24 protein-coding genes and 1 other RNA gene are annotated in these 25,129 nt (G+C 46.3%); 4 read left to right on the top strand and 21 right to left on the bottom strand.

Annotated elements, in window-relative coordinates; all coding sequences use genetic code 11:
• Positions 1-19 precede the first annotated feature (19 nt).
• The 14 genes from ftsA to rsmI form a co-directional block, all read right to left on the bottom strand.
• Positions 20-1,282 carry a cell division protein FtsA gene (gene ftsA / locus ACWYU8_RS16160; protein WP_444494621.1) on the bottom strand — a complete coding sequence of 421 codons (1,263 nt, stop codon included), beginning with the start codon at positions 1,280-1,282 and terminating at the stop codon, positions 20-22.
• Positions 1,275-2,057, bottom strand: a complete 783-nt coding sequence (locus tag ACWYU8_RS16155; RefSeq protein ID WP_457520857.1) for a cell division protein FtsQ/DivIB — start codon at positions 2,055-2,057, stop codon at positions 1,275-1,277. The genes ftsA and ACWYU8_RS16155 overlap by 8 nt, the downstream gene beginning before the upstream one ends.
• 191 nt (positions 2,058-2,248) lie before the next feature.
• Positions 2,249-3,706 (bottom strand): UDP-N-acetylmuramate--L-alanine ligase, encoded by a 1,458-nt coding sequence (gene murC / locus ACWYU8_RS16150; RefSeq protein WP_457520768.1) that lies wholly within the window; start codon positions 3,704-3,706, stop codon positions 2,249-2,251.
• 23 nt (positions 3,707-3,729) lie between these two features.
• Positions 3,730-4,797, bottom strand: coding sequence for an undecaprenyldiphospho-muramoylpentapeptide beta-N-acetylglucosaminyltransferase (gene murG / locus ACWYU8_RS16145; protein WP_457520767.1), 1,068 nt, complete (start codon positions 4,795-4,797; stop codon positions 3,730-3,732).
• Positions 4,784-5,980: a cell division protein FtsW gene (ftsW, locus tag ACWYU8_RS16140; RefSeq protein ID WP_457520766.1), complete on the bottom strand. Its 1,197-nt coding sequence runs from the start codon at positions 5,978-5,980 to the stop codon at positions 4,784-4,786. Before ftsW ends, murG begins: the two co-directional genes overlap by 14 nt.
• Positions 5,981-6,001: 21 nt before the next feature.
• Positions 6,002-7,315, bottom strand: a complete 1,314-nt coding sequence (murD, locus tag ACWYU8_RS16135; protein WP_457520765.1) for a UDP-N-acetylmuramoyl-L-alanine--D-glutamate ligase — start codon at positions 7,313-7,315, stop codon at positions 6,002-6,004.
• A gap of 38 nt (positions 7,316-7,353) precedes the next feature.
• A complete protein-coding gene (mraY, locus tag ACWYU8_RS16130; protein WP_457520764.1) occupies positions 7,354-8,436 on the bottom strand; it encodes a phospho-N-acetylmuramoyl-pentapeptide-transferase in 1,083 nt (360 codons plus the stop codon).
• Positions 8,436-9,800 (bottom strand): UDP-N-acetylmuramoyl-tripeptide--D-alanyl-D-alanine ligase, encoded by a 1,365-nt coding sequence (locus ACWYU8_RS16125; protein WP_457520763.1) that lies wholly within the window; start codon positions 9,798-9,800, stop codon positions 8,436-8,438. Before ACWYU8_RS16125 ends, mraY begins: the two co-directional genes overlap by 1 nt.
• Entirely contained in the window at positions 9,797-11,278 is a 1,482-nt protein-coding gene (gene murE, locus ACWYU8_RS16120; protein WP_457520762.1) for a UDP-N-acetylmuramoyl-L-alanyl-D-glutamate--2,6-diaminopimelate ligase, read from the bottom strand. Before murE ends, ACWYU8_RS16125 begins: the two co-directional genes overlap by 4 nt.
• A gap of 60 nt (positions 11,279-11,338) precedes the next feature.
• Positions 11,339-13,132, bottom strand: a complete 1,794-nt coding sequence (locus ACWYU8_RS16115) for a penicillin-binding transpeptidase domain-containing protein (RefSeq protein WP_457520761.1) — start codon at positions 13,130-13,132, stop codon at positions 11,339-11,341.
• The gene (ftsL, locus tag ACWYU8_RS16110) at positions 13,129-13,446 is read right to left on the bottom strand and encodes a cell division protein FtsL (protein WP_457520760.1); all 318 of its coding nucleotides are present in this window, start codon (positions 13,444-13,446) and stop codon (positions 13,129-13,131) included. Before ftsL ends, ACWYU8_RS16115 begins: the two co-directional genes overlap by 4 nt.
• A gap of 5 nt (positions 13,447-13,451) precedes the next feature.
• On the bottom strand, positions 13,452-14,402 hold the full coding sequence (gene rsmH / locus ACWYU8_RS16105) for a 16S rRNA (cytosine(1402)-N(4))-methyltransferase RsmH (protein WP_457520759.1): 951 nt from the start codon (positions 14,400-14,402) through the stop codon (positions 13,452-13,454).
• Between the two features lie 229 nt (positions 14,403-14,631).
• Positions 14,632-15,061, bottom strand: an RNA gene (gene rnpB, locus ACWYU8_RS16100) — RNase P RNA component class A.
• A 188-nt stretch (positions 15,062-15,249) separates the two neighbouring features.
• On the bottom strand, positions 15,250-16,113 hold the full coding sequence (gene rsmI / locus ACWYU8_RS16095) for a 16S rRNA (cytidine(1402)-2'-O)-methyltransferase (protein ID WP_457520758.1): 864 nt from the start codon (positions 16,111-16,113) through the stop codon (positions 15,250-15,252).
• A gap of 68 nt (positions 16,114-16,181) precedes the next feature.
• Between rsmI and ACWYU8_RS16090 the strand changes: the two genes are divergently transcribed.
• From ACWYU8_RS16090 to ACWYU8_RS16075, 4 genes are read left to right on the top strand one after another with little or no spacing between them, the layout of a single operon-like run.
• A complete protein-coding gene (locus tag ACWYU8_RS16090; RefSeq protein ID WP_457520757.1) occupies positions 16,182-17,993 on the top strand; it encodes a penicillin-binding protein activator in 1,812 nt (603 codons plus the stop codon).
• Positions 17,980-18,348 (top strand): YraN family protein, encoded by a 369-nt coding sequence (locus ACWYU8_RS16085; protein ID WP_457520756.1) that lies wholly within the window; start codon positions 17,980-17,982, stop codon positions 18,346-18,348. Before ACWYU8_RS16090 ends, ACWYU8_RS16085 begins: the two co-directional genes overlap by 14 nt.
• Before the next feature lie 3 nt (positions 18,349-18,351).
• Positions 18,352-18,942: a phosphoheptose isomerase gene (locus ACWYU8_RS16080; protein WP_444494634.1), complete on the top strand. Its 591-nt coding sequence runs from the start codon at positions 18,352-18,354 to the stop codon at positions 18,940-18,942.
• A 21-nt stretch (positions 18,943-18,963) separates the two neighbouring features.
• On the top strand, positions 18,964-19,632 hold the full coding sequence (locus ACWYU8_RS16075) for a BON domain-containing protein (RefSeq protein WP_457520755.1): 669 nt from the start codon (positions 18,964-18,966) through the stop codon (positions 19,630-19,632).
• A 59-nt stretch (positions 19,633-19,691) separates the two neighbouring features.
• Here the strand turns inward: ACWYU8_RS16075 and sspB are convergent, their stop codons facing one another.
• The 7 genes from sspB to rplM all read right to left on the bottom strand — a co-directional run bounded on the left by sspB (position 19,692) and on the right by rplM (position 24,897).
• Complete coding sequence (gene sspB / locus ACWYU8_RS16070; protein WP_457520754.1) at positions 19,692-20,177, bottom strand: ClpXP protease specificity-enhancing factor; 486 nt, start codon at positions 20,175-20,177, stop codon at positions 19,692-19,694.
• Between the two features lie 15 nt (positions 20,178-20,192).
• Positions 20,193-20,828 carry a stringent starvation protein SspA gene (gene sspA, locus ACWYU8_RS16065; protein WP_457520753.1) on the bottom strand — a complete coding sequence of 212 codons (636 nt, stop codon included), beginning with the start codon at positions 20,826-20,828 and terminating at the stop codon, positions 20,193-20,195.
• Positions 20,829-20,924: 96 nt separating this feature from the next.
• Positions 20,925-21,662 (bottom strand): cytochrome c1, encoded by a 738-nt coding sequence (locus ACWYU8_RS16060; protein WP_457520752.1) that lies wholly within the window; start codon positions 21,660-21,662, stop codon positions 20,925-20,927.
• Positions 21,659-22,924 (bottom strand): cytochrome b, encoded by a 1,266-nt coding sequence (locus ACWYU8_RS16055; RefSeq protein WP_444494639.1) that lies wholly within the window; start codon positions 22,922-22,924, stop codon positions 21,659-21,661. The genes ACWYU8_RS16060 and ACWYU8_RS16055 overlap by 4 nt, the downstream gene beginning before the upstream one ends.
• Positions 22,924-23,514, bottom strand: coding sequence for a ubiquinol-cytochrome c reductase iron-sulfur subunit (gene petA, locus ACWYU8_RS16050; RefSeq protein ID WP_444494640.1), 591 nt, complete (start codon positions 23,512-23,514; stop codon positions 22,924-22,926). Before petA ends, ACWYU8_RS16055 begins: the two co-directional genes overlap by 1 nt.
• A 546-nt stretch (positions 23,515-24,060) precedes the next feature.
• Entirely contained in the window at positions 24,061-24,453 is a 393-nt protein-coding gene (gene rpsI, locus ACWYU8_RS16045; protein ID WP_005458217.1) for a 30S ribosomal protein S9, read from the bottom strand.
• Positions 24,454-24,468: 15 nt separating this feature from the next.
• Positions 24,469-24,897 (bottom strand): 50S ribosomal protein L13, encoded by a 429-nt coding sequence (gene rplM, locus ACWYU8_RS16040; protein ID WP_005372872.1) that lies wholly within the window; start codon positions 24,895-24,897, stop codon positions 24,469-24,471.
• Between the last annotated feature and the right edge of the window lie 232 nt (positions 24,898-25,129).

The following is a 25,129-nucleotide window of genomic DNA, read 5'->3' as shown; positions in this document are numbered from 1 at the left end:
GTTTATCCTGCAACTCAGGTTAAAACTCTTTTTGTATCCAATTACGCAATTTACCGAAAAAGCCAGTCACAGATGAGCGTTTAGGTTCATTGTAATCGCTATCGTCACTAGACTGCATGTCTCTTGCGTAATGAAGTAATCCAACTGCCGTAGAATGGTACGGCTCTTTTACATAGTCAGTTAACCCGCTGACTTCGAGCGGTTTGCCGACCCTTACTTGGTTGCGGAATACGCGTTCCGCACATTCTATCACTCCGTCCATTTGCGCAGCGCCACCAGTTAAAACAACACCAGCAGCAAGATGATGCTTAATGCCCTCTGTGCGCAATTTAGCCTGAACGGAATCGATAGTTTGGTTAACCAGTCCCATAAGCTCAGAGTATCGTGGCTCTATCACTTCTGACAAGGTTTGACGTTGCAGACTTCGTGAAGGTCGCCCACCTACGCTTGGTACGTTAACCGTGTCATCCTTACTGACCAGTTCACTCAGAGCACAGCCATATTTCACTTTTATTTCTTCAGCATCGCTTACTGGCGTACCAAAAGCAAAAGCAATATCGCTTGTTACCGCATTTCCTGCGTAAGAAAATACTTCTGTGTGACGTAGCGCACCACCCGTCCAGATAGAAACATCCATCGTGCCGGCGCCAATATCAACCACACACACTCCAAGCTCTCTTTCATCCTCGGTAATTACTGCATTACTAGCAGCAAGCCCAGAAAATACCAGTTGCTCCACCTTAAGACCGCACCGTTCTACCGCCTTAATGATATTGCGAGCCATGTCGTTATGGCACGTGATAAGATGGACACTCACTTCCATTCTTACCCCGGAAAGACCAAGCGGGTTTTTAATCCCCTCCTGGTAATCGATAGTGAACTCTTGCGGAATCACATGAAGGATTCGCTGTTCATCACCGATTTTTATTGATTTTGCAGTATGGATGGCTCTATCCATATCTTCTTGAGAAACTTCCTCATCCGATATCGTGCCCATACCTTTTTCAATTCGGCTTGCGATATGCTTACCAGACAACGAAATGAATACTCGGCTGATCTGGCACTCGGCCATTAACTCAGCTTGATCAATTGCGCGTTGTACTGATTTTACAACCGACTCCAAGTCATTCACGCCACCTTTATCCATGCCGCGAGAGGGGCTACTACCTGCACCAATAATGTTAATCTGGCCGTCAGGTAGAATCTCGCCCACTAGAGCTGATACGGTTGCAGTGCCTATATCAAGACCAACAATAATGTTGTCATCTGCGGCCTTAGTCATCTGTACTCTCTTCTAACTCTTCTTCAGGAAACCAACCGACTGCAGCCCCTGTATCGTACCTGAGATCAATATAACTGATTCGTTGTGTGTCACTGCCAAGCTTGTTATAGAGTGAAAAAAAGCGCTCTATACGTTCAAGAAGAGACTCTTTACCGAGCTCTAATCGAATACCGTTATCAAGGATAATTTGCCAAGCTCGTCGCTCATTTAACACCAGAGACGATATCGCTAAACCCAATTGCTGAAATTTAGGACTCAAATCACGGTAGGTCTGTAACACCTCCGGTCCGCTGTCTTTGGGTCCATACAGCTTAACTTTTTCTTCCTTTAACAGAGCAACATCCCCATCAAACACACCGCCGTCTTTATCTAACAGCTCGTTGCCATTCCAAATGGCCTCAGGTTGATGCTCTGTTAAGAAAACTTTTACGGTATCGGGCCATTGCTTACGGATTGCTGCGTGAGCAACCCACGGCAAGGCTTCAACACTTTGCTGTAATACATCGATGTCTTGTGACATGAACGTTCCGATGTGGTCAATCTTACCAAATGCAGATTGAACATCATCAGCTTTGATATACTCCAGCTTTCCCTGGAGCACTATTTTGGATAGAGGTAGCCTTTGGTCATCCCACATCCAACTGATCGCCGAGTACAAAACAGAACTAATTAAAGTCACAACTACGACGAAAAATAGCGCACCTAAGATTTTTTTCTTACGACCACGGTTATCTTCCGTGCTCTGTCGTTCTTCATTTAGTGCAATATTCAACAACGTCTTCGTTTCCTGACTCTTGCCGCGTACTTTTGCCTGCATAATCACTCTTCAGCAAAAGTATTGACTTTAACCTTAGGATTATACTGAGCTCTAATAAACTATCAAACACTGTTAACAAGAAATCACAACGTTCTTGACGCAAAATCGAGATCTATGTCTTTATCTGAAAGTTTGCGTTGGGTTCCAATTTATTTCAGCATCTTATTAACATTCAACTCAAGAGCTGCGAGTTGTTTAGCAACTTTACCAACATCTCCCGCACCTTGCGTTAAAATTAGGTCTCCGTCTTGTATAACGTTAGCTAAAACTGACGGTAATTGCTCGATTTCTGGGACAAAAATTGGATCTATCTTGCCTCTACTGCGAATTGTACGACATAAAGAGCGTCCATCCGCGCCTGCAATTGGCTTCTCACCCGCTGCATAAACATCCAACATGATCAACACATCGACCTGCTCAAGCACATTTGCAAAATCATCATATAAATCACGAGTTCGGCTGTAGCGATGCGGTTGGAAAATCATCACCAAACGCTTATCCTGCCAGCCATTGCGCGCCGCATTAATCGTCACTCCGACTTCTGTCGGGTGGTGTCCGTAATCATCCACTAGCATGGCATGACCATTACCTGTGTCAAACTCACCAAGATGGTCAAAACGGCGTCCGGTCCCTTGTGTTCCAGCCATTGCTTTCAGGATCGCGTCATCGTCAATGTCATCTTCGGTCGCAACAGCAATTGCGGCTGAGGCATTGAGTGCATTATGGCGACCCGGAATGTTCAGGGTGATATCCAGATCGGCACGGCCTTTACGCACAACGGTAAATTTGCCGCGCTGGCCTTCCTGACGGTAATTCTCAATACGTATATCGGCATCTTCTGAGAATCCATAAGTAATAACTTGGCGGCTAATACGTGGAATCAGTTCTCTAATCACAGGATCATCAATACAAACAATCGCTTGACCATAGAAAGGCAGATTGTGAAGGAAATCAATGAAGGTCTGCTTCAACGTTTCGAAATCACCGCCATAAGTATCCATATGGTCAGCTTCAATGTTGGTGACAATACTCACCATGGGTTGAAGGTGTAGAAATGAAGCATCGCTCTCGTCGGCTTCAGCGATCAAGATTCGGCTGGAGCCCAAACGTGCGTTAGTACCAACACTTTTCACTAATCCACCGTTAACAAACGTTGGATCAAGACCTGCCTCTGAATAAATTTGAGTAACCAACGCCGTGGTTGTCGTTTTACCATGCGTACCGGCAACAGCAATACCATGACGGAAACGCATCAGCTCTGCCAGCATTTCAGCTCGACGAACGATTGGTATACGCAACTCTCGAGCCGCTTTAACTTCCGGGTTATCTTCATTAATTGCCGTAGAAACAACGACCACACTCGCGGCCTCGACATTACTCGCCTGGTGGCCGATATAGATGCTTGCCCCTTTAGAAGCTAAACGTTCTGTAACGAGGTTATTACCCAAGTCTGAGCCCGTAATTTGATAACCTTCGTTTAAGAGTACTTCTGCAATACCGCTCATCCCCGCACCACCAATACCAATGAAATGGATGGATTTAACGCGACGCATCTCTGGCACTATTGCGCGAATCTGGGCTAGGTCTTGTGTATGTTGGATAGTCATCTGTATCTATTCTCGATAATTCGTTAACGCTTTTCTGTCAAAGCGACGATGGCTTGAGCGACAATTTTGTCAGCGTCCAATTTAGCAGCACCACGTGCCTGCTGAGCCATCTCTAATAAAGTTTTGCGATCTAATTGTTGGATTTGCTGAGTGAGAGAGTCAACCGTCAGATCAGGCTGCTCAATCATTTTCGCCGCTCCGCATTCTACTAAGTGATCCGCATTCAGTGCCTGCTGACGATCTTTGTGCATAAACGGTACGAAAATAGCGCCTACGCCAGCAGCAGAAACTTCTGACACTGTCAAAGCACCCGAGCGACACACCAACAGGTCAGCCCATGCGTACGCTTCAGCCACATCGTCAATAAATTCGGTCACTTCAGCACTTGTCACTTTGTGTTCCTGATAAGCCGCTTGCACCTCTTGAGCTGAGCCCTTACCCGCTTGGTGGCGGATACAGTATTCTTCACCCAGATTGGCCATTACCGCTGGCAGGGTTTGATTAAGAATACGAGCGCCCTGGCTGCCACCCATGACCAGAATGCGAACAGGACCTTGGCGGCCTTGCATGCGCTGGGATGGTTCTTCAAGTTGAGTGACGTCTTCCCGCACAGGGTTACCAACTACTTCAGCTTTCGGAAAAGCACCAGGAAACGCTTGAAATACCTTTTTGGCAATTTTAGATAGCCACTGGTTCGTCAAGCCTGCAACGGCATTTTGTTCATGCAGTACGACCGGAATACCGCTTAGCCAAGCTGCAATACCACCGGGACCACTTACATAGCCGCCCATGCCTAAAACCGCATCCGGCTTCCAGCGCTTCATGTGTGCACGAGCCTGCATGATGGCATTGATGATTTGAAACGGCGCAGCAATAAGACGCTTAATGCCCTGTCCTCTCAAACCTTTTACTTTGATGAAGTCGATTTCAATACCATGCTTTGGCACTAAATCCGCTTCCATTCGATCCGCCGTGCCTAACCAGCGAATCTCCCAACCTTGCTCTTGCAACTGTTTAGCAACGGCCAAACCTGGGAACACGTGACCGCCAGTGCCACCAGCCATCACCATCAAACGTTTAGTTTTCTTCATGAGTTTGTTGTTCTGATTGTTGTTGCTCGCGTTTCAAGCGGCATTCGTGATCAATGCGCAGCAATATGGATACTGCAATGGACATTATAATCAGACTGGAACCACCATAACTGATTAGCGGAAGCGTCAGACCTTTTGTTGGGACGATACCGGCAGCAGCGCCTACGTTAACCAATGTCTGAAACGCAAACCAAATACCAATACCAAATGCCAGATAGCCGCCAAATATTTCGTCTTGTTCAAAAGCTCGCTTGCCGATGTATACCGCTTTCAGTACCAGACTGAATATCAGCATCAACACTAATACGACACCAACGAAACCAAGCTCTTCAGCCAATACCGCAAATACGAAGTCGGTATGCGCCTCTGGCAGGTATTCGAGTTTCTGAATGGAGTTACCCAGCCCTTGACCAAACCATTCACCACGACCAAACGCCATCAACGATTGAGTCAGCTGATAGCCACTGCCGAACGGGTCTTCCCAAGGATCGAGAAATGATGTTACGCGGCGCATACGGTAAGGTTCGACCAAAATCAACCCCACCACAGCACCGATTCCGGCAACCATCAAAGCAAGAAACTGAGTCAGCTTAGCACCTGCGATGAATAACATGCCGAACAACGTCACCAGCATTACCACGACGGTACCTAAGTCAGGCTGTCCTAGTAACAAAACAGCGAAAAACGCAAACACCATGATTGGCTTCATAAAGCCGCCAAAGAAGGTTTGACGCACTTCGTCTTGTTTACGTACCAGATAACCGGACATAAAGATGAACAGAGAGAGTTTTGCCACCTCGGCAGGCTGCAGGTTAAATAACCCCAGAGGTATCCAGCGCGATGCACCATTTACAGATTTACCTGCAAGCAACACAATGATCAATAAAGCAAAAGAGACCCAGAGCAAGTAGTGGCTCCGTTTGAACCACTCTTCTAAAGGCACCTGGAGTATCACTGCCGATGCTATTAGTGCCAATACCAGAAAGGTGGCGTGACGAAACATAAAATGGAAAGGTTGATCGGTCAATCGTGAGCTGATTGGAAAGGAAGCTGACGTTACCATGATCAAACCAGCCAACATCAAACCCAACGCAATCCATACCAACTGACGATCAAACAACGCCTGTGGTGCGGGCTGCCTTAGCCAGTTACTGATGTTGTGTTTAACGTTACCTAAACTCACGAAATGAGTGACCTTTAATTATTATGCGTACTGTTTTGCAAGTGCGGCGAATGCATCACCTCTTGCCATAAAGTTATCGAATTGATCAAAGCTAGCACATGCCGGAGACAGCATCACCATATCCCCGGGTTTTAACTGCGAAGATATTTGCTGAATCACATCTTCCATTGAATTAAAACGGATGGCAGACTCGTGCAAAGGCAAAAACGCATCGCCATCTTTGCCAAAGCAGCATAACTGTACATTCAATGCCGCCAGGATCGGCTTCAATGGTGTGAAGTCTGCGCCTTTACCGACGCCACCAACGAGCAAATAAAGCGTTCCAGTTAGTTCAAGACCCGATAACGCCGCCATTGTGCTTGCGATATTGGTCGCCTTGGAGTCATTCACCCATTTAACACCTTGATTATCCTCAACCACCTGACAACGGTGTGTCAGTCCGGTGTAATTTTTAAGTGTATTCAATGTGTTGAAATATTCTATGCCTGCAGCTTTGAGTAGTGCCAGCACAACCAGTACATTGGCTAAATTGTGCTTGCCGACCAACTTCAGCGCATCGCTGGCAATGACACGCTGACCATGGTCAATAAGCCAGGTTTTGTCGCCATCAGCGTCTAAACCAAATGCCTGGTTCTCACTACCAAACGTCACCACTGGCATATCATGATCAGGCAAAGTTTCCGGATCATCACGATTCACCACCGCAAGCTCAGCATGATTGAAAATGCGCAGTTTTGCGGCTCGGTAATCTGCCATACCTTCATAACGATCCATATGATCTTCCGAAAGATTCAGAAATGCCGCCGCTTTCAATTTAAGGCTGGAAGTAGTTTCCAACTGGAAACTGGACAGCTCAAGAACATACAGGTCAGCCTCTTGCTCTAGCAAGTCCAGAGCAGGAACACCAATATTGCCACCAACGCCAACCTTCAAACCCGCCGCTTTTGCCATCACTCCGGTCAAATCGGTCACTGTACTTTTGCCATTGGATCCTGTAATCGCAACGACCGGCTTGGTGACTGCCCAGGCAAACAGTTCAATATCACCAACAACAGGCGTCCCACTATTCAGCACTGACTGGATTTCAGGCGTCGCAAGCGCGATACCCGGGTTAGTCACAACCAGATCAGCCTTCGCAAGCCATGCTGTATTCCAGCCTCCGCTGTGCAGTTCAACCCCTTCAGGAAGGCGGTCTGCTCCCGGAGGATTAGCACGAGTATCAATGACTTTAACCACAAGTTGTGGCTGATTTTTTCTGAGGTGTTTAACGACAGAGAGCCCGGTAATACCGAGCCCTACGACGACAACGTTATGTATGTTTTGCCAACGTTCCATATTTGTCCACACTGTAACTCTTGTCTGAGAAGGCGCGATTAACGCACCTTCAATGTTGCTAGACCAATCAGAACAAGAACAATAGAAATAATCCAGAAACGCACGATTACGCGAGGCTCTGGCCACCCTTTAAGTTCGTAGTGATGGTGAATGGGTGCCATGCGGAAAATACGCTGACCACGTAGTTTGTAAGAACCCACCTGAAGGATAACGGACAGGGTTTCCATTACAAATACACCACCCATAATCACCAGTACAAATTCCTGGCGAACCAATACAGCGATAGTGCCCAGCGCGCCGCCTAGTGCAAGCGAGCCTACATCACCCATGAATACTTGTGCTGGGTATGTGTTGAACCACAAAAAGCCAAGACCAGCACCAACAATCGCCGTACACACCACAACAAGCTCAGAGGCATGAGGAAGGTATGGAATGTGCAGGTATTCAGAGAAGTTAACGTTACCGGTCGCCCACGAAATCACAGCAAAACCTGCGGCTACCAGTACTGTTGGCATAATTGCCAGACCATCCAGACCATCGGTCAGGTTAACCGCGTTACTCGTACCTACAATCACAAAATAAGTCAGGATGATGTACATCAGGCCAAGCTGAGGCATCACATCTTTAAAGAATGGCACGACAAGTTGAGTTGCAGCGGTATCTTTGCCATACGCGTAGAGAGCGAACGCCACTACAAACGCGATCAAAGACTGCCAGAAGTATTTCCAGCGAGCGATCAAACCATCGGTATTCTTACGCACCACTTTACGGTAATCATCGACAAAGCCAACAGCGCCATAGCCAAGTAATACCGCCAACACTGCCCATACGTAAGGGTTTGATAAATCAGTCCAAAGAAGAATAGTGGTGGATATCGCAGCCAGAATCATGATGCCGCCCATGGTCGGCGTACCACGTTTGCTAAAGTGAGATTCTGGACCTTCGTTACGTACGACCTGACCGATTTGCAGCATTTGCAAACGCTTGATCATGATAGGCCCCATCCAGAGAGACAGACCTAAGGCAGTTAATACGCTCAAAATTGCTCGAAAAGACAGGTATTCAAACAATCGGAAAAAAGAGAAGTATGGCTGTAGCAGCTCGGCAAGCCAGATAATCATTAAAAATACTCCTTCAAAGCAGCAGCGACTTCAAACATACGAGCACCGTTCGCTCCTTTAACCAAAATGGTGTGGTTTTCAGAAACGGTTTGGTCTAGATGCTGCTTGATGTAGTCAATCATATCTTGATGAGTCTCAAAGTGGATACCGTCGCAAAGGTCACTAATCACCTTTGCATCCGCACCATAAGTGAGAACGTGTTCAAATTTTTGTGGGGCAGCATGTTCCCCGACTTGACGATGAAGTGCAAGACTTTCCTCACCCAATTCCGCCATATTACCTAAAATCAACCAACGCTGGCCTCGGAAAGCGCCTAATAAGTCTACCGCAGCCTTCATTGCTGGGACACTGGCATTGTAGCTGTCATCAATCAATTTAACGGATTGGCTCAGTTGCTCAACATCGACCCGACCTTTCACCTTGTTGAGATGCATCAGGCCAGAGTGAATCTCTTCCATTGTCGCGCCCATCTGCAGCGCAATAATGGAAGCGGCAATCGCGTTCGCAACATTGTGTTGACCAATAATACCCAGAGATAGTTCAATTTCTTGTGAGCTTTCTGAAATATGTAAGATAAAGCTGGCTTTCCCTTCTTCATCCATTTCTATATCGGAAGCGTAGAAGTCAGCTTGAGTGTTACTTTGCGAAAAGGTGGTAACTTTCTTATCAGCAAGAACAGGCTGCCATAGTGCATCGCCATGGCTGTCCAAATTGACGATAGCGACGCCACCAGCCGACAAACCTTGATATATTTCACCTTTCGCTTGCTTAACCCCGTCAATAGAGCCAAAACCTTCCAGGTGAGCGGCGGCCACATTATTGACCAGCGCGATATCCGGTTTAACTAATTGGGTGGTATAGGCAATTTCACCGATATGGTTTGCCCCCAACTCAATGACGGCGTAGTCATCGTCTGACTGCGAACGTAACAAGGTGAGCGGCACGCCGATGTCATTATTGAAGTTGCCAGCGGTAAACAGCACCTGACCTTTCGGCTGCAAAATGCTCGCCACCATCTCTTTCACCGTCGTTTTACCGCAGCTACCCGTAATAGCAACGGTCGGAGTCTGGCAAGATTGGTGAACCCAGGCAGCGATTTCACCCAAAGCAATTTTGCTGTCAGCAACGATGACCTGAGGAACATTCACATCGAGACGCTTTTGCACCAGCAGAGCACCTGCTCCAGCGTCAACCGCCTGCTGGCAGAAGTCATGCGCATCAAATCGTTCACCCACTAATGCAACAAACAATGAGCCACTTTCTATGGTTCTGGTATCCGTGGAAACAGCGGCGATGGTGATGTCTTCACCAACCAGTTCACCATAAGTAATTTCAGCAAGTTGAGACAAAGTGACTTTAATCATGATGACAGTCCTAATAGCTGCATTGCAGATTCTCTATCCGAATAATGAATCGTTTCGCCGTTGCGGATTTGGTAGTCTTCGTGGCCTTTACCAGCCAGTAAGATGATGTCTTGCGCCGAAGCATTCTCCAGTGCATAAGACAGTGCTTTGAAACGGTCATGCTCAATAATCGCCTCTGCGGGATTTAACAAGCCAGCCAGCATATCGTTCATAATAAGTTCAGGACTTTCGCTACGAGGGTTGTCGTCTGTCAGCACAATTTTATCACCCAAGCGCTCCGCAATTTCAGCCATCATCGGACGTTTGCCGGCATCACGATCACCGCCACAACCAAAGATCGCCCAAAGTTGCCCTTCACAGTGAACGCGTAGAGCCTGCAAGGCTTTTTCTAATGCATCAGGGGTATGTGCATAGTCGACCACGACTTTCGCCCGCTTTTCCGTCTGGAACAGCTCCATTCTCCCCAAGACGGGTTGAAGTTGGCTTGCTGTCGCTAAAAGTGCTTGTTTGTTAAAGCCCAAGCTTAACAAAGTAGCAAAAGCCAGCATCAAGTTCGCCGCATTAAATTCTCCAATCAAAGGCGCGTAGAGAGTGCCAGAACCGAATACGCCATCGAATTCGATAGTAATGCCAGATTCGGCATACGCGACATTATTCGCCCAAAGTGCATTTGCAAACTCAGACATCGGCGATAAAGAAACCGCAATCGCATGTGAAAGATCTTTTGCCCAAGCCGCACCGACTTCATCATCAACGTTAATAACGGCTTTTTCACACTGATGCTCAGTAAAGAGGGTGAATTTTGCACTCGCGTAATCTTCCATCGTGCCATGGTAATCGAGGTGATCGCGGCTTAGATTGGTAAACACACCGGCCGAAAACGACAATGCTTTCACTCGTCCCTGTACCAAGCCATGGGAAGAAACTTCCAGCGCTGTGTATTCTGCACCCTGCGCCGCTAACGACGAGAGCGTGTGTTGAATTTCAACCGCGTTACCTGTGGTGTTCGCGGCTTGTTGTAAATGACCTAAAAAACCATTCCCCGTGGTACCCATAACGGCGGCTTTTAAACCAACTAATTCGATCCATTGTGCAATCAGTTGGGTGATGGTGGTTTTGCCATTGGTTCCTGTGACACCAATAAGTTCCATCTCTGGGTAGGTGTAAAGTTGACCTGCGATTTCAGACAGACATTTATCCAAAGCATTTAAATAGATAACCGCAACATCACTGACCATTTCTATCGTGCCATGCGTTTTGATGTCACATGCTTGCGCGATAACCGCATTCGCTCCTTGCTCTATAGCTGAAGAGATAAATCTTCGCCCATCCACTACATGCCCGACAATTGCAACAAAGGTTGTTCCGGGTTGAACTCTTCGACTGTCGAGTTCCAGTTCAGAGACAAGGACGGACGCCAGACTTGGGCAATCAACCCAAGGGGAAAGCAATGCATCCATACTGATGGCTTTAGTCATATATGTTCTCCGAGCATTAGCTCAGGTTTACTCAAGTTGTTCACAGTAAGCTTACTATGCTTACTGCTGGAATTTGTTTTCATCCGGTGCCACGTTCAGGATCTGCAACGCGCCTTTCATAATTTCAGAAAAGACGGGAGAAGCTACCGAGCCGCCGTAGTAATCATCGCCTTGAGGCTCATTGACGATCACAACCAGTGCGATTTTAGGATCACTAACGGGAGCAAGACCGGCAGTGTAAGTAATGTACTCATCACTGTACCCGCCAGCAGAAGCTTTACGCGATGTACCGGTTTTCGCCCCGATTCGATAGCCAGGTACCGCTGCACGACGAGCTGAACCACCTTGCTGTGTTACCGTTTCGAGCATATCAAGCACCTGACGCGCATGCTCAGGGCTAACAACCTGATGAGCCGTCCCGCTGTCATTGTTTTTAATGATATGTATTGGCTCATATTTACCGAGGTTACCAAGCGTCGAATAAGCGTGAGCTAACTGAATCGGCGTAAATGAAAGACCATAACCGAAAGAAATGGTAGCTCGCTCAATCGGCGACCAGCGTGAGCGGGTAGGGAAAATACCCGTTACTTCACCAACCAGATTCAGACCAGAAAGCTCACCTAATCCAACGGAGCTGTATAGCCCCAACAAGGCTTCAACAGGCATTTGCATCGCCAGCTTAGTCACACCGACGTTACTGGATTTTTTCAGGATCATTTCCAGGCTGGCTTTCCCAACTGGCGTTATATCCTTAACTCGGCTCCCACCTAACCGAAGCACACCATTACCGGTATCAACAATCGTATCTTTTGTTGCGATGTCATTTTCTAACGCAGCCAGAACAACAAAAGGCTTAATTGTCGAACCAGGCTCCATCGAGTCAGTGATCACGCGGTTGCGCATTTTGTAACTTTGCCAGTCACTACGATTATTTGGGTTATACGATGGCGCGTTCACCATCGCAAGCACTGCACCCGTTTTTACGTCCATCATCACAACAGAGCCAGAGGTGGCGCGGTGATCGGCCACTGCCTGTTTAATGGCTCGATAAGCAATAGCTTGTAACCGCTGGTCAATCGTCAATTGCAGTGACTTACCTTCTTGCTTGTCCTGCCATGCAATGTTCTCTACCACTCGACCGTAGCGATCTTTGCGGATGGTTTTTTTGCCTTCTTCACCTGTCAGCCAATCATCATAACTGCGCTCGACACCTTCCAAGCCATGGCCATCAATACCTGTCACCCCAACAAGGTGAGCACTGACTTCACCTGCCGGATAATAACGGCGAGATTCAGACTTAAGACCGATACCGGGTAGTTTTAGCTCACGAATGTAATTCGCCATGGCAGGGCTAACCTGACGCTGCAGGTAAATGAAACGGCGCTTTTCATTGCGCTTGATCTTGTTAATCAAACCCTCACGGTTCAGACCGAGAACGTCAGCCAGTGCATACCAGCTTTGGGTTTGGCTTAGAGCATTTTCTTTAAAGATGGTCGCGGGATCGGCCCATACGGCTTCAACGGGCACACTAACGGCAAGAGGTTCGCCATTGCGGTCGGAGATAATACCTCTTGCGGAAGGAATCGACTTAACGCGAATCGAGCGAAGGTCACCTTGCTTTATCAGGTTATCAGGCTCGATGATTTGAATGTACGCCACGCGCCCGACAAGAAGAGCAAACGCACAGAAAACAAAAAACAGTAACAGGTGAAAACGCCAACGAATCAAAAATGACTCTTCAGCCTCAACTTTTACTGGATTATTTTCGACTTTTTTCTCATCGACTGCAGCTTTCGTTTTTGCAGGAGACTTCCGCTTGTTGCCTTGTTTGGAGCTGGTTTTCTTTCTAATCATTTTAGTGTGATAACCACTTCTTTATCGCCATCAGGTCGTTTCATTTCAAGCTCCTTTTTCGCAAGGTCTTGAACTCGGCTATGTTCTGCCAGGGCGGTTTCTTCCAACATTAGGTTACGCCATTCGCTGTCTAGTTGCTCGCGCTCAACCAGAGTGTGATCTTTTTCCGTGATCGCTTGACGCGCATGGTGGGTAGCGAATACCACTCCCATTGCTGATGCCAGAATCAGTATCAACAGCAGTAACGGCCAGCGACCAACGGTAAGTAAATCCGTTGCTATCAACTTAGCAAGGTTAGGAGTGGGTTTCGTCATAATAATTAAAGCTTTTCCGCAATTCTTAGCACAGAACTGCGTGAACGAGGGTTGATGTCAATTTCTTGCTTCGTCGGCATTATCGCTTTGCCCACGTTTTTCATGTTCGCGCTGCCAAGTTCTTTGATCTGTGCTTCAGTCAAAGGAATACCGTGTGGCACTTCCGGCCCTTTGCTCTCTTTACGCATAAATCGTTTAACCATTCGGTCTTCTAACGAGTGGAAACTGATGACCGACAGACGCCCTTGTGGAGCCAGAATACTTGCCGCACCTTTTAGTGCTGTGTCTATTTCTTCAAGTTCGCTGTTGATGTAAATACGGAACGCCTGGAATGCGCGTGTTGCCGGGTGTTTCTTCTCTTTAAAACTCTTTGGTGCAGCTTCTGAGATCAGTTTTGCCAATTGCCCCGTGCGAGTAAGCGGCTCATTTTCTTCATTTTCACGGTATTCAACTATCGCACGCGCGATACGGCGAGCGTGTTTGTCTTCACCAAACTCACGAATCACCCAGGTGATATCATCCAGATCCGCTTCCATCAGCCACTGAGAGACCGGGATACCCGATGTCGGGTCCATACGCATATCCAGCGGGCCGTCTTTCATAAAGCTAAATCCGCGCTCGGCATCATCAAGCTGAGGAGAAGAGACCCCCAGATCGAGCAAAACGCCATCCACTTTGCCAACCAGATCATACTCTTGTGCGTATTTCGCCATGCCTGAGAATGGGCCATGAATAATGGTAAAGCGAGGATCGTCAATTTTACCCGCTTCCGCGATAGCCTGCGGGTCACGGTCAATACTGTACAGACGGCCGTTTTCACCTAGCTTAGACAAAATCGTACGGCTGTGACCGCCTCGGCCAAATGTTCCATCGATATAGATGCCGTCAGGTTTGATAGCCAGGCCATCAATGGATTCATTTAATAACACGGAAATATGTTGGAAGGTTTCGGTCATAGCTTTCTCGTTGAATAATCTTGAAGCGATTTTAAGGACGTGTTGATCTCTTATGCTGATTTTATCAGCGAGCATTAACTTATCCTAGTGTACTGATTTCCCACACCATCGCCACCACAAGTCTAGAGTTAGACGTGATTAAACGCCAAGTTTATTGGTAATGGCGCTGTCTGAGTCAATAAAATGCAAAAAACCCATCATTACTATGACGTAATGATGGGTCTCGAATAGTTGGAGCCGACACATAAGCCGGGTTCTGTTCCGCTTGCGCGGCGGTAGCCATTCGTCTAGGCCAGCAATCACTCACTGGCTCGAGCAACCTACCCGCCTCCTTACGCGAGCAACGCAATGTGGAGGCCTATTTGGTCTTGCTTCAGGTGGAGTTTACCCTGCTACGAACTATTACTAGTCGCCCGGTGCGCTCTTACCGCACCCTTTCACCCTTACCTGATCCCTTACGGGCCATCGGCGGTCTTCTCTCTGCTGCACTTGTCGTAGGCTTGCGCCCCCCAGGCGTTACCTGGCACCTTGCTCTATGAAGCCCGGACTTTCCTCCCCTTTGTCAGTCTCCCGAAGGACGTCAACGTCAGTTTCCCGAAGGACCTCAACGTCAGTCTCCCGAAGGACATCAACAAAGCAGCGACTACCCAGTCAGCTCCGATGGCGGATTGTATAGAGTTCTCACTTCAGAGTCTAGTTAGATCACAGATATGATGAAAGGAATGCATCAAGTGATGTTTTTTTGCCCGAATACCTGGCATCAACAGATTAGCGTGCAGTAAAAACTAAGGGCTGATGATAATCATCAGCCCTCAATAATGAATTCTTAGTTAAACAGACTTAGCCACTAGCCTAAGTTTTCTAAGCCCCATTTGTACAACGCGTTCTTTTTCAGACTGTGGATTTCTGCCACCAACGCCGCAGCCTTTTTAAGTGGCAGTTCTTTGGTCAAAATACCTAAAGTGCGTAATGCTTCATCTGGCAACGAGTCATCCGCGGTTTCACGATGACCATGAATCAGTAACACCATTTCACCTCGCTGTTGGTTATCGTCACTTTTCACCCACTCAATGAGCTCTCCAAGCGGCATACCTTGAATAGTTTCAAACGTTTTAGTTAGCTCTCGCGCCAAAACAACTTCTCGTTCAGGGCCAAGAACGTCTAACATATCTTGTAGCGAATCCAAAATGCGATGTGGCGACTCATAGAAAATACACGTACGTTCCACCGCTGCGATTTCTAAAAACTTGTCTTTGCGTCCTTTACTTTTCGGCGGTAAAAAGCCTTCAAAACTAAAGCGATCAGACGGCAAACCAGAAGCGCTTAACGCTGTGATAACCGCACAAGCACCAGGAAGAGGCACAACTCTTACGCCCGCTTGACGACATTTTGTTACCAAATGGTATCCTGGATCGCTGATTAAAGGTGTACCCGCGTCAGAAACCAACGCAATGGACAGGCCTGAAAGTAGCTTTTCCACCAAAACCTGAGCTTTTTGTTGTTCGTTGTGATCATGCAATGCAAAAGTTTTGGTTTGAATATTGAAGTGAGACAGTAATTTACCCGTATGTCGGGTATCCTCAGCAGCAATGATGTCCACATTCGACAGAACTTCGATAGCACGTTGGGTGATATCAGCTAAATTTCCGATTGGAGTCGGTACGATATAGAGAGTTGGCCCCTCATTCGGCAACTTATTTTTATCTGTCATTTGTTTACCATCACTTCAACGATTAATATAAAGACAATTTTGTACAAAATTATAGAGAACTCACGGCAATGATTAACCATAAGAGACTCAGTGTACCACGCATACTCACTCCTGTTGCACTAGCAATTACACTCGCGGCTTGTTCTTCGGGCCCGAGACAGCCTGATGGCGTAGATGTCACACTAGAGCCTACCCAGTCGGTTCAGAACTATATGATTCAAGCTGACAGCTCGGAAGGTAGCTTACAAAACGACTGGTTGATCATGGCAACCAAAGCGGCAATTCAGTCTGACCAATTTGATGAAGCCAACTTGTTGTTAACACGCCTTTCCCGCCAGCAATTGTCAGAAGTTCAACAGGCAGAATGGCAGTTGGCGCGTGCGACCATACAACAAAAGCAAGGCAATTACTCACTCTTACTGCAGCAACTGAACTTTAAGCCATGGTGGAAACTGCCAAACGATCAGTGGAAAGACTACTACGCAATGCGTGCAGATGCTTACCAAAGCCTGAACCAACCGTTTGATGCTAACCGTGAACTGGTGTTGTTAGGTCAATATTCATCATCACCAGAACAACGTGAAATATCCAGCCGTATTTGGATGAACTTTGGCAGTTACTCACAATCAGAGCTAAGTGCACTAAAGACTGATCCAAACGAAGATATTCTGGATGGCTGGCTGCAATTAGCTATCTACTCAAAAACCTATTCCGGCAACCTTTCTCAGTTGAGAAATACGCTAGAACGCTGGTTAGCTGAAAATCCATCACATCCGGCGGCGGTTTACACTCCGACAGAAATCCAAAATATTCTGTCGTTGAATATCGTCAAACCAAACAACACCGCACTGTTGCTGCCACTAACGGGCAAATTTGCCCCTCAGGCAGAACTGATTCGTGAAGGCTTTATGTTTGCGATGATGAACGATGAAACTCGCGATCAAAGCTCAAGCGTCACCGTGATAGACACGCATGCTTACAGTGCAGAACAGATCAAACAACGCCTGATTAGCGAGAATATAGACTTCGTTGTCGGCCCACTGCAAAAAGAAAATGTTGAGTTATTACAAACCTCAATTGATGGTTCTGCTTCTGGCCCAACAATACCAGCGTTAGCATTGAACATTCCTGAAGAAGTTCAACCTGGCAGCAACATCTGTTACTTGGCACTGTCTCCAGAACAAGAAGCGGCTCAGGCGGCGAAACATCTCTTCAGCCAAGGCTATAACTTCCCGCTTATCCTTGCGCCAAAAGGCAGCTATGGCCAACGTGTTGCCGAGGCATTTAATGAAGAATGGCGTAAATACAGCTCAAACAAAGTAGCAACCACTTATTTTGGTGATAATCGCCAGCTGCAGAAAGACATCAACGATGTATTCGGTTTGCAAGAAAGTAAGCAGCGTATTGCTCAGATGCAGTCGTTGATGCAGATTAAGCTTGAGACACAACCTCGTAGCCGTCGTGATGTCGATGCGGTCTACGCTGTGGCCAGAAGCAACGAATTGACGTTAATTAAACCATTTATTGAAGTCGCCATTAACCCAGACGCTAAACCGCCGAAGATGTTCTCTAGCTCTCGCAGTAACAGTGGCGGTACGAGTTACGACGATTTGAATGGCATCATTTACAGTGACATCCCACTGCTGATTGATCCAGATCCAACTGTCGCGGCTGAAATGAAGGAGTTGTGGGGACCTCAATCAAATATGGAGATCCGTCTTAAAGCTCTAGGGATGGACGCATATAAATTGATTGGTGAGCTCCCTCAGATGAAAGCCGTTCCGGGTCTTTCGGTCCGAGGCCAGACTGGCGTCTTAAGTATCGACAGTAACTGTGTGGTACAACGTGAACTGAGCTGGGCTGAGCGTGGGGCTTTTTAGTAAGCGCCAAATAGGAAATCAATACGAAGCCCTGGCAAAGCAGTATCTACTGCGCCAGGGTTTGCGCTTTTTAGATCAAAATTTTCTGACAAAAGTGGGCGAAATTGATTTAATCTTTCAACAAGATGAAACTATCGTCTTCGTTGAAGTCAAATATCGTAACAATGATCGTTTTGGCTCGGCGGCAGAAATGGTCACTCACGCGAAAATGCGCAAGCTGGTTAAAACTGCGCACATTTGGCTCAGTCGCCAAAAACACTCAGTACACACAATTGATTACCGGTTTGATGTGATCGCCATTCACGATAGTGGCCGAGATATTAACTGGATACAAAACGCAATATCTGAAGGATAAGTGATGCTAGACAGCATTAAAGACAGTTTTACAGAAAGTATTCAAATTCAAATTGCGGCAGCAGAAGCACTGCCAGATGCCATTACTCATGCCGCTCAAGCGATGGTTTCTAGCTTACTTAATGGCAACAAAATTCTTTGTTGTGGTAATGGCGGTAGTGCCTCAAATTCGCAACAGTTTGTTTCTTGTCTTTTAAACCGCTTTGAGACCGAACGTCCGAGCTTGCCAGCAATGGCACTGACCGCTGATAACACAACGCTTACGGCCGTTGCCAATGACTATCACTACCAGGAAATCTTTTCCAAACAAGTTCGTGCATTTGGCCAGCCTGGAGACATTCTACTTGCCCTCTCAACCAGTGGTAACAGTAAAAACATCATCAAAGCAATGGAAGCTGCCGTAACACGTGACATGACGATTATTGCACTTACTGGTAAAGATGGTGGCGAGATGGCAGGCTTGCTTGGTGAAAATGATGTAGAAATTCGTATTCCATCTCACCGCACCGCACGCATACACGAAGTTCACTTGCTGACTCTACACTGCCTGTGTGATCTCATTGATCAAGTACTTTTCCCTGCTCACGAAGAATAACGAAAATTGAGAGTCAGAATAATGATACGTAGCCTAGTTGTCTTATTAACCGTTCTAAGTCTCAGTGGTTGTGCAGGCTTGTTTATCGCAGGAGCCGCTACGACAGCGAACATAGTCACAGATACGCGCTCAACCAAACAGATCTGGTTAGACAATAATATCGAGTTTGAAGTGGCTGCAATGGGCAACAAGCAGCCTTTCAAAGGTATAGCGAGAGTATTCGCGAGCTCTTACAATGGGACCGTGGTTCTTATGGGACAAGCTCCAACACAAGATCTAGTTAACGACCTTGAAAGAAGAACCCGAGGGCTATCCGGCGTAAAAGTCATTCACAACCAGATGAAAGTAAAAGAACCTCTCACTGTTACTCAAATCAGTAACGACAGTTGGATCACTACAAAAGTGAAATCATCATTGCTTACTGATGAGAAGCTCAATGCAGTCAAAGTGAAAGTGATTACTGAAGACGGCGAAGTATTTCTGTTTGGTTATGTAACAGAAGCACAAAGCACACGAGCGATAGAAATCGCACGTCACATATCTGGAGTAAAGCAAGTGATTAATGGGTTCCAGTACGGAGAGGCAACACCCGTTGAAGTTGACTTACCTAATAATGCGACGACACCAGTGCAAACTGATACTAACGAAGATGATGAAGCAAACGTTGAAGTCTTTACTATCAGTGACTAATGACTAAAACTTCAGTACTATAAAAAAGCCAAAAAAAAGCAGCGTAATCGCTGCTTTTTTTATTTAATAACTCTTAAGCTTGGTTTGCCTTTCGGTCTTGGTGCTTCACTTTCGCTGTCACCAGATTCCGAGTCAGTAACCTGAGGAACATCATCACTCACTGTGGTAAACGATGGGGACTGTTCTTCTTCCATCTCCTCTTCTTCGATATGAGTGTACGCTTCTTCTGGTTCAAACATAGTACCGGCACCGTTTTCACGGGCATAAATTGCCTGAACCGCATACACAGGCACAATTACCGAATGCGGACGACCGCTAAAACGAGCGTGGAAGGTAATCGCATCATTACCCAACTCTAGACTACCAACGGCACGAGGTGCAATATTCAAGATAATCTGACCATCTTGAATAAATTCAACAGGTACGCGTACGCCTGGCATGGTTGCGTCAACAACCAAATGAGGAGTTAAGTCATTGTCTACCAGCCAATCGTAGAATGCACGAAGCATATACGGGCGGCGGGCAGTCATCTTTGCAATATCCATAACGTCTCTAATTGCTTAACGAACCAGACGCATTTCACGTTCAGCTTCAGTCAAAGAAGCAAGGAAAGAATCACGCTCGAATACGCGGTTCATGTATACCTTAATTTCTTTTGAGCCTGGGCCGATTAAATCGATGCCAAGTTGAGGTAAACGCCACAACAATGGAGCTAAGTAACAATCAATCAGGCTGAATTCTTCGCTCATGAAATACTCATATTCAGCAAAGATTGGCGCTAGAGTCAGAAGGTCGTTACGCAGTTTAGTGCGAGCTTTGTCTGATTCTTCCGCATTACCTTTCATGACTTTTTCAGCTAGTGAGTACCAGTTACGTTCGATACGGTACATCATCAAGCGACTGTTACCACGAGCAACAGGGTAAACCGGCATTAGAGGCGGATGAGGAAAACGCTCGTCCAGGTACTCCATGATGATTTTTGAATCGTAAAGCGCGAGCTCGCGATCAACAAGAGTTGGCACTGATTTATATGGGTTTAGCTCGACAAGCTCAGCAGGAAGGTTAGCTTCATCAACAAGCTCTACTTCAACACTTACGCCTTTTTCAGCTAGTACAATGCGAACCTGATGGCTATATAAATCTGATGCACTTGAGAAAAGAGTCATCACAGAACGTTTGTTGGCAGCTACAGCCATGGAGCCCTCCAGTACACTTACAAATAAAAACAATGGAGGCTAAGCCTCCATTGTACATCAATTAAAATTGGGAATTAGCATGACATTTTAGCACAATTAATGCACATCACGCCAATACTCTTTCTTCAGCAACACAACAATGATGGTAAGAATGACTAAGAAGCCCATCACCCACCAGCCAATAGAGTGGCGTTCTAGCTGCACTGGGTCACCGGAGTAAACCAGGAAGTTAACCAAATCGCCAACCGCTTTGTCGTATTCGCCAGTGCTGAGCTCACCAGTACCGTTCGTTTCAGTACCAACAACAACTTTTACTTCTTCGCCATCAACGACATGAGTATCGTAAACTGGCGTAGGAATACCTTGTAGTTCTTCCAGAACGTGTGGCATACCAACACTTGGGAAAACAATGTTGTTCACACCAAACGGACGAGATGGATCCACATAGAAAGAACGCAAGTAAGTGTAAATCCAGTCAGCACCGCGAACTCGAGCAACTAACGTCAAATCTGGTGGTGGAGCACCAAACCAGTTTGCCGCTTGTTTAGGTGGCATAGAGTTAACCATCAGATCACCGATTTTCGCCTCTGGGTTGAAAATCAAGTTCTCTTTCATTAAGTCCGTTGGAATTTCCAAATCGGTTGCGACACGCTCATAACGCTGATATTGCGTTGAGTGACAACCAAAACAGTAGTTCATGAATAGCTTTGCGCCGTTTTGCAGCGAAGCTTTATCCGTCAGGTCTACGTGCGCTTTATCAAGATGCACATTGGCACCCGCTGCCATCGCTAGAGATGGCAACATAGCAAATAGAATTACAATCCACTTCTTCATTTGAATGTTACCCTCTCTGGTAATGGTTTGGTTGCTTCATTTTTGCTGTAGAAGAACAGCAGTACGAAGAACATGAAGTAACCCAAACTAAAGATCTGTGCTAGTAGCGTGTATGTTGGTGTGGCAGGCAGCGCACCCAAAATACCTAGCGCAATGAAGCTAATAGTGAATTGGATAATATTCAACAGATGAAGTTTGCTACGGTAACGGTAAGAACGTACTTTACAACGATCCAACCAAGGTAGAACAAACAGTACTGCAATCGATGCACCCATAAGGATAACACCCAACAGCTTGTCCGGAACTGCACGCAAGATTGCATAGAACGGTGTGAAGTACCACACAGGAGCGATGTGCGCAGGTGTTTTCAGTGGGTTCGCTGCTTCAAAGTTAGGCGGCTCTAAGAAGTAACCACCCATTTCTGGGTTGAAGAACAACACGTAACAGAACAGGAACAAGAAACCAGCAACACCAACCAAATCTTTTACCGTACCGTATGGGTGGAACGGAATAGAATCGATGATGTCATATTTCTTCGAGTAGTAATCGTGGAACTTGAACTGCGTTTTGTAATCATCGCCCATCGTGCCTTTAGGCAGCTTAGTCTCGATACCGTCTGGGTTGTTTGAACCAACCTCGTGCAGTGCCAATACGTGAAGAACGATCAGCAGAAGCAGTACGATAGGTAGCGCGATAACGTGAAGTGCGAAGAAACGGTTCAACGTTGCACCAGAGATGATGTAGTCACCACGGATCCAAAGTGTTAAATCGTCACCGATAACAGGAATCGCACCAAACAATGAAATGATTACCTGTGCACCCCAGTATGACATCTGACCCCATGGTAGTAGGTAACCCATGAACGCTTCTGCCATAAGAACCAGGAAGATCAACATACCGAAGATCCACAATAGTTCACGAGGCTTTTGGTAAGAACCGTAGATCAGACCACGGAACATGTGCAGGTACACAACCACGAAAAATGCTGAAGCGCCGGTAGAGTGCATGTAGCGCAACAACCAACCGTATTCAACATCACGCATGATGTATTCGATAGACGCAAACGCACCTTCACCAGAAGGAACGTAGTTCATCGTTAGCCAAATGCCTGTAAGGATTTGGTTAACAAGAACCAACATAGCCAGAGAACCAAAAAGGTACCAAAAGTTGAAGTTCTTCGGCATTGGGTATTCAGATAAATGCTTTTTATAAGCATTCATGGCTGGAATACGTTTTTCTACCCAGTCTAACATTGCTTGCATTATGCATCCCCCTCATCAACACCGACAATGAGCTTCGTGTCACTCAAATACATGTGCTTAGGAATCACAAGGTTCAACGGTGCAGGAACACCCTGGAACACTCGACCAGCCATATCAAACTTAGAACCGTGACATGGACAGAAGAAGCCAGATTTAACACCCTGAACTTGCTCTGAGAAAGAGTCCGGCAGATAACTAGGTGAACATCCCAAGTGAGTACAAAAACCAACAGCGACAAAATACTCAGGTTTAATTGAGCGGTACTCATTCTGAGCATAAGCAGGTTGCTGCTCCATTTCAGATTGAGGGTCGCGAAGCTTATCTCCGATAGTTTTCAGATTATCTAACACTTGTTGAGTGCGGCGTACTATCCATACAGGTTTACCCTGCCACTCAACGCGAACCAATTGGCCCGGCTCGATTTTACTGATATCCACTTCCACCGGTGCACCCGCAGCTTTTGCTTTGGCACTCGGATTCCATGATTTTATAAAAGGAACGGCGACGGCAGCTGCCCCTAATCCGCCAACAACTGCCGTTGTAGCGGTTAGAAAACGCCTGCGACCGTTATTTAAAGGCGCGTTGCTCATCCAAACATTCTCCCATTTGCTCCCTTGGATCGTTATTATTCCGCTTATAAGAGCATGGCTAACACATAATGAATTTTGTTCTATTAATAGGGAGAAATGATAAAGAAAACCCTACTTTTTGACAAGATAAAGCTACCTTTTTGTAACATTTGTGAGGCGAATCGCTCGTGTCGTCACAAAAGCAGTAAAATTATAAAAGTTTGATGTGATTTGTAACAAGAAAGCAGAAGGAAGAGATGTGACTTAACGCGCTCTGTGCCTTTTATATCGGTTGTTTTCAGCTAATTAGGTCGAAAAATATTTTAAAAATATGAAAAATCGGTTACGTCTGTAATAAAAAATTTGTAGCACGCAAATTAAGATAAAACTTCATGATGTTTCTGAGAATATATGAGAGAGAAATAGCGGAAGAAAACGGTGGGGTAATTTCGAAATAGAAATTTTGTTTTACTGCTGAATAAAAACAAAAAGCTCGGCATATAGCCGAGCTTTTGGTGCACAGTTTCCAGAATACATCCGGAAAGCACAATTTCCGATAACTGGAAATTAACGCTTAGAGAACTGTGGACGACGACGTGCTTTACGTAGACCAACTTTCTTACGTTCAACGCAACGAGCGTCACGAGTAACGTAACCAGCTGCACGTAGAGCAGGACGTAGAGACTCATCGTATTCCATAAGCGCGCGAGTGATACCGTGACGGATAGCACCAGCTTGACCAGAAATACCGCCGCCTTTAACTGTTACGTAAAGGTCTAGCTTCTCAGTTAGTTCAACTAGCTCTAGAGGTTGCTTAACAACCATGCGAGAAGTTGGACGACCGAAGTATTCATCAAGGCTACGCTTGTTAACTACAATGTTGCCGCTGCCTGGTTTAATAAAAACACGTGCAGCTGAGCTTTTGCGACGGCCAGTGCCGTAGTATTGATTCTCTGCCATTTTCGAAATCCCCAATTAGATGTCTAGTACTTGTGGTTGTTGAGCAACATGGTTGTGCTCAGCGCCTGCGTAAACTTTAAGCTTACGGTACATAGCACGGCCTAGAGGACCACGTGGAAGCATGCCTTTAACTGCAAGCTCAAGAGCCATCTCAGGTTTACGATCGATCAACTTTTCAAAAGTGATAGATTTTAGACCACCTGGGAATTCAGAGTGACGGTAGTACACTTTGTTCTTAGCTTTGTTACCAGTTACAGCAACTTTCTCTGCGTTGATAACGATGATGTAATCACCAGTGTCAACGTGAGGAGTGTATTCAGCTTTATGTTTGCCACGTAGGCGAGATGCAATTTCACTTGCTAGACGGCCAAGAGTTTTACCTTCAGCGTCTACAACGTACCAGTCGCGTTTTACAGTTTCTGGTTTAGCAACGAAAGTTTTCATGCTAATAATAACCCGTTAATTAAAATTTAAACTTTAAGGAACACCCTCTTGGTGCTCCCACACTGTCTAAGAGCCCAGTCATCACCCCTTCGAGTCGTTGGTACTCTCGACCTTCTTTAGTCGAAATAACTTCGATAATCAGGTCTGCAGTAACGGTGGGTCGCAGGATTATAGAGAAGAGCGCAGAAAAAATCACCTTTTTTTGCGCCAAATCACTAATTTTTTCTTCGCC

The organism is Vibrio limimangrovi (genome assembly GCF_054064025.1).
The sequence above is the reverse complement of the archived record's forward strand: the minus strand, read 5'-3'. Positions and strand labels throughout refer to the sequence as shown.